The 13084-nt window shown below is 32.0% G+C and carries 15 protein-coding genes and 1 pseudogene; 7 read left to right on the plus strand and 9 right to left on the minus strand.

Annotation, left to right across the window (positions count from 1 at the left end; genetic code table 11):
• From JMG82_RS04740 to JMG82_RS04770, 7 genes are all read left to right on the plus strand, one after another.
• Positions 1-1467 carry a lipopolysaccharide biosynthesis protein gene (locus tag JMG82_RS04740; protein ID WP_201353778.1) on the plus strand — a complete coding sequence of 489 codons (1467 nt, stop codon included), beginning with the start codon at positions 1-3 and terminating at the stop codon, positions 1465-1467.
• On the plus strand, positions 1454-2452 hold the full coding sequence (locus JMG82_RS04745) for a glycosyltransferase family 2 protein (RefSeq protein ID WP_201353779.1): 999 nt from the start codon (positions 1454-1456) through the stop codon (positions 2450-2452). The genes JMG82_RS04740 and JMG82_RS04745 overlap by 14 nt, the downstream gene beginning before the upstream one ends.
• Entirely contained in the window at positions 2442-2963 is a 522-nt protein-coding gene (locus JMG82_RS04750; protein WP_201353780.1) for an acyltransferase, read from the plus strand. The genes JMG82_RS04745 and JMG82_RS04750 overlap by 11 nt, the downstream gene beginning before the upstream one ends.
• Positions 2964-2986: 23 nt before the next feature.
• Complete coding sequence (locus JMG82_RS04755; protein ID WP_201353781.1) at positions 2987-4078, plus strand: glycosyltransferase family 4 protein; 1092 nt, start codon at positions 2987-2989, stop codon at positions 4076-4078.
• A gap of 15 nt (positions 4079-4093) precedes the next feature.
• Complete coding sequence (locus JMG82_RS04760) at positions 4094-5173, plus strand: glycosyltransferase (protein ID WP_201353782.1); 1080 nt, start codon at positions 4094-4096, stop codon at positions 5171-5173.
• 380 nt (positions 5174-5553) lie between these two features.
• Positions 5554-6360 carry an O-antigen ligase family protein gene (locus JMG82_RS04765; protein ID WP_201353783.1) on the plus strand — a complete coding sequence of 269 codons (807 nt, stop codon included), beginning with the start codon at positions 5554-5556 and terminating at the stop codon, positions 6358-6360.
• 51 nt (positions 6361-6411) lie between these two features.
• The gene (locus JMG82_RS04770; RefSeq protein WP_201353784.1) at positions 6412-7485 is read left to right on the plus strand and encodes a glycosyltransferase; all 1074 of its coding nucleotides are present in this window, start codon (positions 6412-6414) and stop codon (positions 7483-7485) included.
• Between the two features lie 149 nt (positions 7486-7634).
• Here JMG82_RS04770 and JMG82_RS04775 read toward each other — a convergent pair.
• The 9 genes and pseudogenes from JMG82_RS04775 to JMG82_RS04815 all read right to left on the minus strand — a co-directional run.
• Positions 7635-7856 (minus strand): annotated as a pseudogene (locus tag JMG82_RS04775) (integrase core domain-containing protein); the annotation flags it as partial.
• A 47-nt stretch (positions 7857-7903) separates the two neighbouring features.
• Entirely contained in the window at positions 7904-8080 is a 177-nt protein-coding gene (locus JMG82_RS04780; protein ID WP_201353785.1) for an integrase core domain-containing protein, read from the minus strand.
• A 6-nt stretch (positions 8081-8086) separates the two neighbouring features.
• Positions 8087-8506, minus strand: coding sequence for an integrase catalytic domain-containing protein (locus tag JMG82_RS04785; RefSeq protein WP_201353786.1), 420 nt, complete (start codon positions 8504-8506; stop codon positions 8087-8089).
• Positions 8503-8742 (minus strand): helix-turn-helix domain-containing protein, encoded by a 240-nt coding sequence (locus tag JMG82_RS04790; RefSeq protein WP_201353787.1) that lies wholly within the window; start codon positions 8740-8742, stop codon positions 8503-8505. The genes JMG82_RS04785 and JMG82_RS04790 overlap by 4 nt, the downstream gene beginning before the upstream one ends.
• 94 nt (positions 8743-8836) lie before the next feature.
• Positions 8837-9115, minus strand: a complete 279-nt coding sequence (locus JMG82_RS04795) for a transposase (protein WP_201353788.1) — start codon at positions 9113-9115, stop codon at positions 8837-8839.
• A gap of 76 nt (positions 9116-9191) precedes the next feature.
• Positions 9192-9359: a hypothetical protein gene (locus JMG82_RS04800; RefSeq protein ID WP_201353789.1), complete on the minus strand. Its 168-nt coding sequence runs from the start codon at positions 9357-9359 to the stop codon at positions 9192-9194.
• 131 nt (positions 9360-9490) lie between these two features.
• Positions 9491-10852: a phenylacetate--CoA ligase family protein gene (locus JMG82_RS04805; RefSeq protein WP_201353790.1), complete on the minus strand. Its 1362-nt coding sequence runs from the start codon at positions 10850-10852 to the stop codon at positions 9491-9493.
• A gap of 41 nt (positions 10853-10893) precedes the next feature.
• Positions 10894-12090 (minus strand): glycosyltransferase family 4 protein, encoded by a 1197-nt coding sequence (locus JMG82_RS04810; RefSeq protein WP_201353791.1) that lies wholly within the window; start codon positions 12088-12090, stop codon positions 10894-10896.
• 336 nt (positions 12091-12426) lie between these two features.
• The gene (locus JMG82_RS04815; RefSeq protein WP_201353792.1) at positions 12427-12975 is read right to left on the minus strand and encodes a serine O-acetyltransferase; all 549 of its coding nucleotides are present in this window, start codon (positions 12973-12975) and stop codon (positions 12427-12429) included.
• Between the last annotated feature and the right edge of the window lie 109 nt (positions 12976-13084).

Here is a 13084-nt window from a genome sequence, read left to right on the forward strand (position 1 = left end):
ATGGATAATCTGAAATCGACCGGAATCAAAGCCTTTATATGGAACCTAACAGGAAAACTTGCAAGACACGGCACCAGTTTCATAGTCACGATTTTTTTGGCAAGGTTATTGGATCCATCGGCTTTTGGATTGATAGCTATAGTGATGATGATTGTCATGGTCGCCATGGTATTTACAGATGTAGGGCTGGGTGGTGCTTTGATCCAACGGAGAAGAATTCTGCCTATTCATTACAGTTCAGTCTTTTATTTCAATATATTTGTAGGAGCAGTCCTTACTCTCATAACCTTTCTCTCGGCTGATTGGATCAGCAGTTTTTTTCATAATCCAAAACTGATACCTCTCATTCAGGCGGTCGCCTTTCTTTATCTTATTAATTCTTTCAGTGCTGTGCAGACAAACAAATTCAAAAAAGAGATCAATTTCAAGGCATTGACAAAATCCGATGTACTTTCTTCCGTATTCAGTGGAATAATAGGTGTTGCATTGGCATTTCTTGGGGCAGGTGTCTGGAGCCTTGTAGCCCAGGTCCTTTTAAAAAGTATTTTTTACAATATCATAATCTGGCACCTTTCCGACTGGTCCCCGACTCTAAACTTTTCATTCAAAGCATTGCGGCAATTGTGGAAATTCGGTTTTCACATGTTTTTATCTTCTCTTCTTGAAACCATTTTTTCCCGTCTTGACGTTCTTATTATCGGTAAACTTTTCTCTTCGGCTACACTGGGATTTTTTGATCAGGCCAAACGCCTCAACAATCTTGTTACCCAATATTCATCCGGAAGTCTTATGAGCGTTCTTTTTCCCATATTGAGCAAACTGCAAAATGATTTGCCCCGATTCCAGAACACCTCTATCAAAATACTTGAATTGATCAGCTTTGTAGTTTTTTTTCTTATCGGAGGCCTCTACCTGGTTTCGGAAGAGCTTATCGTTTTCCTCTTTTCCGACAAATGGCTTCCTTCTGTCGATTATTTCCGAATTCTCATGTTGAGTGGTTTTGGATATCCTGTCAGCGCCCTTCTTGTAAACATTTTGAAAGGCCATGGTAATTCAAAAGATTTTTTCATTCTTGAAATTTACAAAAAAATTATGACATTGGCGAATTTTTATATCGGGTTCATGTTTGGAATCAAAGGATATCTGTATGGAAAAGTCATTGTGACATTTCTGGGAGTCTCTTTAAATATATTTTACGCATCAAAAGAGATAAAACTTGCAACAAAAGCATTTTTTAAACCTATTTTGTTGCAAATGGGTATTTCTTTGTTATCTGTGTCTTTTGTTTTATTGATTATCTTTTACCTGCCAATAGATAATCTTCTTATATCTTTTCTGTTTAAAGGATTTACTTTTTTCTTTTTCTACATTCTTTTCAATGCCATCCTTAAAACCGATTCTTATGAAAATTTTCGACGCCAAATACTACACTTAAAAAATCTTGGAGTACAGTATGTCAAAAAATAATACAGATGAAATTCTTGTTAGCATTCCCATGCTAGCTTATAATCATGAAGAATATATTGCTGAAGCTATTGATTCTGTGCTAATGCAACAGGTAAATTTTAATTATGAAATTATCATCGGAGAGGACTGCTCCACGGACAATACCAGACAGATTGTGCTGGATTATCAAAAAAAATATCCAGATAAAATCAAACTGATACTGCATGAAAAAAATGTGGGCATGGAAGCAAATGCAGACACGGTTTTTAAAGCTTGTAAAGGTAAATACATTGCCCCATTAGAGGGAGATGATTACTGGATAGACCCACATAAACTTCAAATACAAGTGGATATGATGCGACAATATCCGGAGTGTCATATAAGTTTTCATCCTGCAGAAGTCCGGTATGGTTTTGAACGTAAAGGAAAAGTCATTGCTCAGCATGCCAATGAAAACAAAATTTTCTCATTATCGGAAATTATTCGAGGTGGGGGAGGATTTTGCCCAACAGCATCCACCATGTATTTAAAGGCAGCAAAAGAAAATTTTCCAAAATTCAAAAACAAACCACTTGGTGATTATTATACACAAATTTTCGCCTCTCAGAACGGAGGCGCTTTATATATAAACAGGGTTATGTCTGTTTATCGAAAAGGCGCAAAAAGTTCATGGTCATCTTCTATGAAAAATCTTGAAAAAAGAGAAAAATGGTCAAAAGAAATCATAGCATTCTTTTATGAACTAGATGAATATTTTGACAATAAGTATCAAAAAGAAATATTTGAAAAAATTTCTAATCATTATTATAGAATGGCTCAATTTTACTTCCACCTGGGATTTTATCATAACTTTAAACAATGTATTGAATTAAGCTACAAGCATTTCCCTTACAATTCACCAACATATTTGTTATATTATCATTTTAGATCCAATCCCAAAATAATCAATTATTTAAAAAAAATTTATAAAAAAATTTTCCATAAAGGAGCCAATCATGAGAATTAAAACGATTATGAATCTAATTTATAGACATTTAATTAGTTGTAATAAACTTGCCCAAAAAGAAGGTGTTCGTTTTGGAAAAAATTGCCAATTTAACACAAAAATATTTGGCACTGAACCTTATCTTATTGAAATAGGAGACAACTTTTATTCTTCTAGAAATGTAAAGTTTGTGACACATGATGGAAGTGTCAATGTCATAAGAAATCTTTATCCAGAATATAAAAATATTGATCTATTTGACAAAATTATTATAGGTAATAATGTTTTCATAGGCATAAATGCAACAATTTTACCTGGTAGTACAATTGGAGACAATGTTATTGTTGGTGCAAATAGTTTAGTAAAGGGGACTCTAAATTCCAATAGTGTCTATGCAGGAAATCCAGTAAGATATATTTGTTCAATAGAAGAATATTTACAAAAACACAAAAATAAATTTGATTTTACAAAGAATATGAGCAAGAAAGAGAAAAAAAAATATTTGATGGAAAAGTTTAAAATAGGTTCATGAATAAAAACAAAAGGAAGTAAATATTGAAAATAGTAATGTTTATTTATTCATTGTCTGGGGGCGGTGCAGAAAGGGTTATGGTGTCACTTGCGAATTATTGGGTTCAAAAAAACAATGAAGTATCAATTTTTACTATAAAAAAAGATAATCAAATTGCTTACAACTTACATAAAAAAATTAAAATTTGTAGTTTAGGTATTGATACAGAATCAAATAATTTTACAAAAGCTTTTCTTTTTAATATAAAAAGAATTAATATTTTTTCTAATGTCATGAAAAAGGAACAGCCTGATATAGTAATAAGTTTTAATACAACAGCGAATATATTAACAACAATTGCTGCAAAAATCACAAATACTCCCATTATAATTTCAGAAAGAACTTACCATAAACGTGTACAGACAGGAATTTGGAAATTTTTATCACGTTTGACATACCCTCTTTCAAATGGTTTAGTAGTTCTATCACCGGAAGATTATGAATATTACAATTTTCATCCAAATCGGATAATTATAAAAAATCCAATAGGTATTCAACCTCCAACCAACATCAAACTGGAAGAAAAAGAAAATATTATACTTGGTGTAGGTAGATTGCATAAGGTTAAAGGCTTCGATATGCTTATTGAAGCTTTTGCAAAAACACAAAACAAAAATTGGAAATTAATAATATTGGGTGAAGGATCCGAACGCAAAAATCTAGAAACATTGATATACAAATTTAAATTAAGTTCGAAAATCAAATTAGTAGGACAGGTTAATGATGTACATACTTATTATAAAAAGGCATCCTTATTTGTATTGTCATCGAGAAATGAGGGTTTTCCAAATGCATTGGTAGAAGCTATGGCATATGGTTGCGCTCCTATTAGTTTTGATTGCAAAACAGGTCCTAATACCATTATTAAGCAAAATGACAATGGTGTACTCATTGAAGCCGCAAATATTGAAATGCTTTCAAAGGAATTAAATTGCTTGATGAATAACAAAGAAAAAAGATTAAGTTACGGAAAAAAAGCAATGGAAATCAGTAAAGAATTAAATATTAGCAGTATCAGCAAACAATGGGAACAGTTTATTGAAAATATTTTGGGGAAAAAGAATCTAAAAAATTAACATAAAAGGCCCGTAATGAAAAGAAAGAAAGTACTTTTTATCATTCCATCCATGCGAGGAGGGGGTGCTGAAAAAGTTATTTCAATTATTTTGAAAAAAATTGATAAAAAAAAATTTGAGCCAATACTTGTGTTACTGGAAAAAAAAGGCAAATTCTTAGAAGAACTTCCCCCTATTAAAATAATAGACCTGAAAACTCCGAGAGCAAGATATGCTTTGTTCCAAATAATACGAGTAATTTACTTGGAAAAACCAGAAATAGTTTTTACAACATTAGGGCATCTAAATTTAATTATCGCATTAATTCGTCCACTTTTTTCAAAAAGTATAAAATTTATTGCACGTGAATCAAATACTGTAAGTGTACAGAATCAAACAGAAAAATATCCTATAATTTTCAATTTTCTATATCGTAATATTTATAATAATTTTGACAAGATTATTTGTCAATCTGAATATATGAAAAATGATTTAATAATAAATTATAAAATCAAAAAAAATAAAATTGTTGTGATAAACAATCCAGTCGATATAGATGATATTGAAAAAAAATCAAATGATTTTAAGCCAGAATGTTACAACAACAACATGATTAATCTTGTAGCAATAGGAAGACTTGTATATCAAAAAGGGTTCGATCTTTTAATTAAAGCATTCGCTAAACTCGATAAGAAATATACCTTAACCATCCTTGGCAATGGGCCTTTGAGAAATGAGTTAGAGAGGTTGGCTCAAAATTATTCTATCAATGAGAGGATAAAATTAGTTGGATTTCAAAAAAACCCTTATCCTTATATGAAAAACGCTGATTTTTTAGTATTAAGTTCTAGATATGAAGGGTTTCCCAATGTTGTTCTTGAGGCTAATTGTTGTGGTATCCCCGTTATAGCATTTAACTGTCCTGGAGGCACTAATGAAATTATCAAGAACGAATTAAATGGCTTTTTATGTTCTTGTTCTGATATTGAAGATCTTACTTTTAATATTCAAAAAGCAGTCAATTACAAATTCAATGCTTCTTTAATAAAAGAATATATTAAAATTAATTACAATACTAACTATATTGTTCAATTATACGAAAAAGAGATGGAATGAATCATCAATTAAGTAAAATAATTTTATTTGTTTTTACTTTACTTATATATTCCAATGTAATTAATTTTTATCAAACAACACATTTAATCGGAATTACGTACACACAAATTATAATTCTTTTATGTTTACTTGTTATTTTTTTTGTTTTTCAAAATCATGATTTCTCTTTTTTTAAAATAGCATTATATAAATGGATATTTTTTTATTTGTTTCTTCTACTACTTTGGTATATATTCCCATCAAATGAATTAAATATCCTAGAATTTAGAAAAAAATTATTAAGTATATTTTCATTATTTATTTTTGTAATATTTATCTACCAAGATAACAATAAACTATCTACTGTAAGATGGGCGATTTTTATAGTGACAATCATATCCGTGTTTAACAACGTATATGAATTTTTTAATCCAGGATCATTTTTGCCTTTGGGATCCCCTCATTATATTCCTGGACGTTCTTCCGGTTTTTATATGAATCCAGCTACATCTGGAAAAATCATATTACTAGGTTCAATCCTTTCATACGGTTTAGTTCCTAAAAAATATAGAATATTTTACTTTTTTTTGATTTTTATTGGGATTTTATTCACATTTTCTCGCTCAGCTTTAATTGCATTTATTTTATTTTATTTTATTCTTTCATTTTATAAAGAAATTGATTTTAAATATTCTTTTATTTTTCCGATAATAATTGTATCTGTCTTAACAATTTCAATGCCCTATTTGCAAAACTATATTCAAACAAATATTCAAGGCTCATCCAATATACTTAATAGAATTTCCTGGTTTACAAATCCAGAAAAGCATTCAGATTACAGCGCAGAAGAAAGATTGGATGTTGCTAATAAAGCTCTCTATTTGTTTGAAACACATCCTTTTTTAGGAAAAGGTTTAGGTGCAACTCGACACTGGAATGAACGTGTTTCTGCTCATAATATTTATCTTACCAATATGGCGGAGTTCGGAATAATTGGCCTTTTTATATTCCCTTTATTATTATATTCATTAATATATAGATGTGGCAAGAATGTTCAAAAGACTATGTATACGTATGTACTTGTTGTCTTTTTTTTAGGTTTTTTTTCTCATATGTTATTGGATGAATTCACATCGTTGTATGCGTATGCAATTTTAGCAAATTTGGGTTTTAAAAATTTCAATATCGAACTATCAAAAAAGGAATAAATAATTCTTCAAATACGATAAATCAATTATACAAAAATAGGAATAAACAACATGATGCAAAATAAAAAAATTAATGTTTTACAAATCATAACCGGATTGGGTATAGGAGGGGCAGAAAGAGTAGTATTAGATTTGGCCACAAATTTGAACCAGAAAAAATTTAATATTTTTGTTGTTTCATTATCCAAAAAAGTTGAGATGTTAAATGCTTTTAAAACACAAAATATCAATACAATTACTTTAAATAAAAATAATGCTTTTAAAGATTTTATTGAAATAATATTTTTTTTAAATAATTATATTAAAAAAAATAATATTGATCTTATACATGCCCACATGACTCATGCAATGCTAGTTTCCAGTGTTTTAAAAATTTTAAATCCTAAATTGAAAATAATATTTACTTCTCATAATATTAATATTGGTTCCAGAAAAAGAGAGTTTTTGTTATATCTTACCAAATCGTTAAGGTCTGTAGATATACTCTTTTCAAAAGACCAATTCAAATATTTTTACAAAAAGAATTATAAAATAATTCCAAATGGCATAGATATAAAAAAATATTTAATTTCTACTCAAAAGTTTGACAAATTCACTTTTCTTTCTGTTGGACGTTTGGAAAAACAAAAAAATCATTTATTACTATTAGAGTGTTCAAAGAAATTAAAAGAAAGAGGGAAAAGATTTCAAGTACTTATTGCAGGAAAGGGCAAGCTTCGGAAAAATTTGGAAAGAAATATAATACAAAACAACCTTGAAAATCATGTTTATTTACTTGGATCACGATCTGATATTCCAGAATTAATGGCAAAATCTCATGTTTTTGTAATGCCTTCTTTATGGGAGGGATTGCCTATTGTATTGCTTGAAGCTGGTGCAAGTAAATTACCAATTTTAACTACACCTGTAGGTTCAATACCATCATTAGTAAATGATTCGTGTGGCTACCTTTCAACTTTAAATGACTTCTGTAATTCCATGGAATTAATATTAGATAATTACAATATTGCTATAAACAAAGCAACTAAAATGCAAAAGATTATTAAAGATACCTATTCAATCAATGGCATAACAAAAAAACATGAAAAAATATATGAAAATATTTTATTTAAAAAGAATATATAATTGATTTTAAATAGTGTGTTGGCGCCGGCCCCATTAGGACACCCTGTCGGAATAGATTGATAGGATCAATAAATGTCCATAATTTACCTTCCCGATGCGTCAACGTCAAGGGTAATCCCCCCATTTTTCACCACTTCCAAAAGTAGAGTCTAAGCCACAATGGGAACCTTCTGCCTTGGCGAAATACCACCGAGCGCCGTATGGGGACGCTCGTTATTATACACCCATAGCCATCTGGTGGCATATTCCTGTACCTCTTCGATCGTTTCGAACAGGTGTTGATTGAGCCCGTCGTATCGGACAGTACGATTGTAGCGTTCAATGTAAGCGTTCTGCTGAAGCTTACCGGGTTGGATATAATCGATCACGATATTTCATTTTTTGGCCCAGTTGTAATGACTCCTCTCTTTCTGCACACCTAAGCCGCTAAATGAAACACCTCTGCGGGTGTTCTGAATTGCAGCGCCGAATGTTTTCGTTTCTTGTTGTAGAAGTCGATCCAGTCTCCGATGATTTTGTTGGCCTCCTTGAGCGATTTGAAGTTGTGATGCCAGATGCACTCCTCTTTGATGGTACGGAAGAAGCGCTCGATCATTCCGTTTTATCCTCGGCTCCGCCTGCGGGGCTGTCGTCTTCGGCTCGGACGCTCCGGGGTATAGGGCGTGATGAACTCTTGGGTGAAATGGTAGTCTCTGACCCTCTTGGTAAAGGATTTGCCGGTAAAGACCAATCCGTTGTCGCTTCGCAAGGTGATCTCTCTTTCCACCCTTTTGAGTCTGCCGAAACGGTAGATGAGCCCCTCCTGCAGTGCCGCCTCCGCCGTCTTGGCTTTGCCGCTTTTTGAGAGCCTCCAGCCCACAATCTCCCGGGTACAGGTATCGATAACGGCGGCCAAGGTGCTCCAGCCATCCTTTTGGCTCCATACGCGGGTCATGTCGATGGCCCATCTTCGATCGGGAATCTGTGAGCGTGAGGGCATCGCCTTGGCCCTTGGCCTGTGGCCTTTTGCTCGTTTTCTCACCTGCCGCCTTTGAGCCGCAGAATGCGCTGGACCGCCTTTTTATTCATTCCCAGCAACAGAGCCAACCGCTGGTAACCATAGGTGGGAAAGGCTTCGATCTTCTCTTGGACTCTTCGGACGCGATCTTCATTCAGTTTCGGCGTTCTTTGGATGGGCTTGTAATAGAAACTCCTGCGAGGAATACCGAACAGACGACAAAGTTTCGTGATGCTGATCGGATGACCTTCACTTCTCATTTCGCTCTGAACCCGCATCACTTCTTCTCTTCCCCTACAGAAAAGTCGTACTTTTTTCTCGAAGAGAGTGATTCGCTACGCGAACCGCTTCGCTTCACAAGAAAGCGATGTTCTCCAACGTCAACTCCCCGATGACCTCTTTCATCGCTTTGATCTTCTCTTCGTACACTGCGGCGATATCTTTCGGTCTGGCCCGCAACTGGTTCTCCATCCCCGCTCGGGCCTCCTCCATCCACTCTTCAATGGTGGCGGGTGTCAGATCATACTTGCGCGACACTTCGGTCACGGTCGTCTTGCCCTGAAATATATCCATCACGATATCCGCTTTCTTTTTGGCGCTAAAGCGTTTGATTGGTGGTTGCTGTTCTTCCAACTTTTTGCTCCTGTATTTCCTATATTATACATTGTGCAGTTGGGCTGGGGGTCAGTATACTTCTGTATAGCACCCACTACTGGGGTATGCCTTCGTAGGTCAGGCTCTTTTGAATGCAGGCATAATTTTCATCGATTCGCACGAACGCCTTTTCATCATGCTCTTGCGAAAACGCTTTGGCTCTTTTGAGACGGGATGGCACACGGGTAATAAACGTGATGCCATGTTTTTTGATCGACTCCATCCCTCTATCTCATTCTCCATTCATAGAATGGAGAATGACAGAGCAAATTTTGTTCTTCTTTTCATGAATGCCCTATTTTCGGGCTTTGAAAAATGTGGATTTTGGGTGCGCAATGGCGGATTCATGTTAGGTTAATTTGGAATTTTAGATATCGTATATAAAAATTTACCTGTTTCTGTTTTAGGAATATCTTTTACAAATTCAAAATTTACTTCACATTCATCTCCCATTAGGAATTTAATTTTTTTTACTATATCATCTAATTCATTTTTTGGAATTTTGTCTTTTTTTACAATTTTTATTAAGATTTTATCTTTTGTTTTTTGTATTACCTGAAATTTTTCAATCCAATTTCTGAAATAAAAAATATGTGTAAAATATGCACCATATATCTTTTCATCTTTTGTGTTTATAAAAAAATCTGTACTTCTGCCTAATACTTTATGTAGTTTTGGATAACTACATCCACACGAACAATGAGTATATTCTTGAAATATTCCTATATCTCCTATTTTATAGCGAATAAGAGGCATGGCAAAATTATGAAGAGATGTAACTACTATTTCTCCCTCTTCTCCAGGTTTACATAATTCTCCTTTTTCATTTACAACCTCAACAATGGTATGTTCCATCATAATATGCAGCCCATCATGTGCAGAGCATTCTGTTGCAATTGGCCCTACTTCTCGACTCCCATAGTGATTGAAAATTTTACATTGGAATACATCTTCTATAAGATCTCTCATATAATCATATACCGTGCCAGCAGAAGTATGAATAGCATTTTGTTTTTCTACATAAATTTTGTTTTCTTTGGCAAATTTTGCAAGTTCATAAATTGATTGAATATATGAAATTATAAGTTTGGGCGGTCTTTTATTTAAAATTTTTAAAAAATTTATCATGTCATTTTCAGATAATTTATAACTATTAAGACAAACTCGATTTAATTGAAAATCTAAAAATCTATCCTTCAATGATCTTTTTCCAATTGCAATATCTCTATCCGCTCCCCAAATGATAATAGTTGAATCATATGGAGTACATCCTCGCAAAAACTTTACCAATTCGAAATTAGCCTTATTGCTTAATTTGTATTTATCACATTGAAGAAATTTAACAGGTTCACCCGTTGAACCGCCGGAAGTATTTACATAATGATTTCTTTTATTTAAGTCTTTTGAATATAGATTTTCTTTTTGCTGACGAATAATCTCCTTGGTCAAAAAAGGAAAATTTTTTAATTCAGAAAGATCTTTTAATTCTACTACTCCTCTTTGGACCAGTCCGAGATCCTTAAAAATTTTAGAATAATAAGGAACATTTTTATATGCATGATTTAGTAAAATATTCAATTGATCGATTTGTTTTTTCTCTAATATTTCTATAGGCATAGAACAATCATTTTTTAAGTTGTGGAAGTATTCAAGGATATGTTTTTGATTTATACTAATATTTGATCTTAAAAAGCAAATAAATTTTTGTATTGACATTTTATTCTCCTTTTATCATTTACAAAACAAATATTACATAATCATACAATTGTATTGTTGAAAATAATTGAATTAATAATATGCACGTATCGATCAATGATCAATTTTTCATCGAATTCTTTTTCCATTTTTTTCCTCCCAGATATTCCCATCTTGAATCTTTCTTCTGCTGACATTTCAACAATTTTAGACATAGCTTCAACCAAACAATGAACATTTTTAATTGGGCACTTAAATCCATTGATATTATCATCCACGACATCTTTACAACCGATATTATCTGTTGTAATAATCGGTTTACCCATAGCTGCAGCTTCAAGAAGCGATCGTGGTACACCTTCTCTATAATATGATGGAAGAACAACACAATCACTCATTTCTACTATTCCAGGCATAACGTCCGGACTGACACCACCAAGATATTTTATTGATTCACCATCACATATCTGATTAATAACATTTATATTAATATAGTCATCATAATTATCATGTTCACCTACTATAATAAATTTTGTATTGGAATATTTCTTAATCATTTTTGATGCCGCTTTTAAATATTCTTCAATTCCTTTTTGTTTCAAAAGGCGACCAACAAACAAAAATCTTATTTCTTTTGAGGACTCTTTTGGAAACTGAGAATCCGTTATTTTAAATTTGTTCAAATCTACACCTGATCCGGGAATTCGCTCTGCTTTAACTTTAGAAATAATTTTTTTTTCTATAAAATAATTCATATCATCATTATTTTGAAAAAATACTTTCATAGCATTTTTTAATGAAAATTTGAACAATTTTTCAATAGTCAATCTAAAAATTTTACTTTCATGAGAAAAAGCTTTACCAGCTCCAGCTACATTATTAATTACCGGTATCCCAGCCATTCTTGCAGCAATATTGCCAAAAATATTTGGTTTGATTGTATAATGCAAAGAAACATCGGGGTGATATTTTCTAAAACCTTTATAAAGTCGGATGAGAGTAGCAATTTCTTTAAAAGGATTCATCCCATATTGGGAAAAATGTACTGGAAAACATTCCACATTGTATTGTTGTAATTTTTCCACATAAGAGTCAGGTGGTGCCATAACAATAACTCGATATCCCTCTTCCTGTAGTTTTTTTATTAAATTTAATCTAAATTTATATACTGATAAAGTTTTATTATACACAATAGAGATAGTTTTAGCTTTCAATACACAACCTTGAAAATTACGATTATTTTCTATTAACGATTTCATTTTTAACTATATCGACATATTTGTTGAAAATCAAATATGGAATCCTTTTTTACAACAATTTTCAGCATTAAAGAATAAATTATGTATTGGCTCACCACATATAGCACTCCGGATGATATTCAATAATTGGGTAGCTTTTACTTAACCAACCTCTACTTTTGGAAGTATTAGAAAATGGGGGACTACCCAGTTATATAAATGGTGTACCACTTTGAAATTTGTATCAAGAACACAAGAATCTGATTCTCGCTGTAGTATAATTTTTTCATTAAAATTTCTCATCCCCTCTATAAAATTACTATTTTTGAGAAGAATGCATATTCGAGGGAGTTATTTCTATGAAAAATCTATTTTACGCTCTATTATTTTTAAGCAATCACATACTACATAACAATTATCTGGAATGTCTTTATATATTATTGCATTAGCCCCTATTTTAACATTATTACCTATCTTAATTTTACCAAATAATTTTGCTCCAGGTGCAATATAAACATTATTCCCAATGATAGGGCATCCTCTTTTTGAACCTTGACCTGATACCCCTATACTCACATCTTGTGATATATGGACATTATCGCCTATTACTGATGCATTATTTATAAATATTCCACCATAATGACCAATTCTAAAACCTTTTCCTATAATCGCACCTTTCTCAATAGAAATTCCCCATAAAGAATTAATAATAAAATTAAATAATAAATAAATTGGTGAAAATATTAGTTTGATAAATATATTATTTTTATAAATCCAATTACCAAATCTAAATATTAAAATTGCATGTAATCCCGGCTGTCTAAAACAATTAATATATCTTTTAATTTTATGTCCATGTGTTAATGTATAGTATCTTTTAAAATCATATTTAATATAAGAAAACATTTCAACTACCTCCTGAAATTCACTATCATTAATTCCATTTGTACATATTTAAGTTGATTAAATTCCCCAATCATTGACCAAACGGGATGACTTTTTCTTATTTTTGATT

The organism is Hydrogenimonas urashimensis (genome assembly GCF_016593255.1).
GTDB lineage: Bacteria > Campylobacterota > Campylobacteria > Campylobacterales > Hydrogenimonadaceae > Hydrogenimonas > Hydrogenimonas urashimensis.

Excerpts from the sequence above, each read along its gene's own strand:
- JMG82_RS04810 (WP_201353791.1), bottom strand. The coding sequence starts at position 12,090 with ATGAAATCGTTAATAGAAAATAATCGTAATTTTCAAGGTTGTGTATTG.
- JMG82_RS04780 (WP_201353785.1), bottom strand. The coding sequence starts at position 8,080 with ATGATCGAGCGCTTCTTCCGTACCATCAAAGAGGAGTGCATCTGGCAT.
- JMG82_RS04790 (WP_201353787.1), bottom strand. The coding sequence starts at position 8,742 with ATGAGAAGTGAAGGTCATCCGATCAGCATCACGAAACTTTGTCGTCTG.
- JMG82_RS04800 (WP_201353789.1), bottom strand. The coding sequence starts at position 9,359 with ATGGAGTCGATCAAAAAACATGGCATCACGTTTATTACCCGTGTGCCA.
- JMG82_RS04770 (WP_201353784.1), top strand. The coding sequence starts at position 6,412 with ATGATGCAAAATAAAAAAATTAATGTTTTACAAATCATAACCGGATTG.
- JMG82_RS04750 (WP_201353780.1), top strand. The coding sequence starts at position 2,442 with ATGAGAATTAAAACGATTATGAATCTAATTTATAGACATTTAATTAGT.
- JMG82_RS04740 (WP_201353778.1), top strand. The coding sequence starts at position 1 with ATGGATAATCTGAAATCGACCGGAATCAAAGCCTTTATATGGAACCTA.
- JMG82_RS04815 (WP_201353792.1), bottom strand. The coding sequence starts at position 12,975 with ATGTTTTCTTATATTAAATATGATTTTAAAAGATACTATACATTAACA.
- JMG82_RS04760 (WP_201353782.1), top strand. The coding sequence starts at position 4,094 with ATGAAAAGAAAGAAAGTACTTTTTATCATTCCATCCATGCGAGGAGGG.
- JMG82_RS04745 (WP_201353779.1), top strand. The coding sequence starts at position 1,454 with ATGTCAAAAAATAATACAGATGAAATTCTTGTTAGCATTCCCATGCTA.
- JMG82_RS04805 (WP_201353790.1), bottom strand. The coding sequence starts at position 10,852 with ATGTCAATACAAAAATTTATTTGCTTTTTAAGATCAAATATTAGTATA.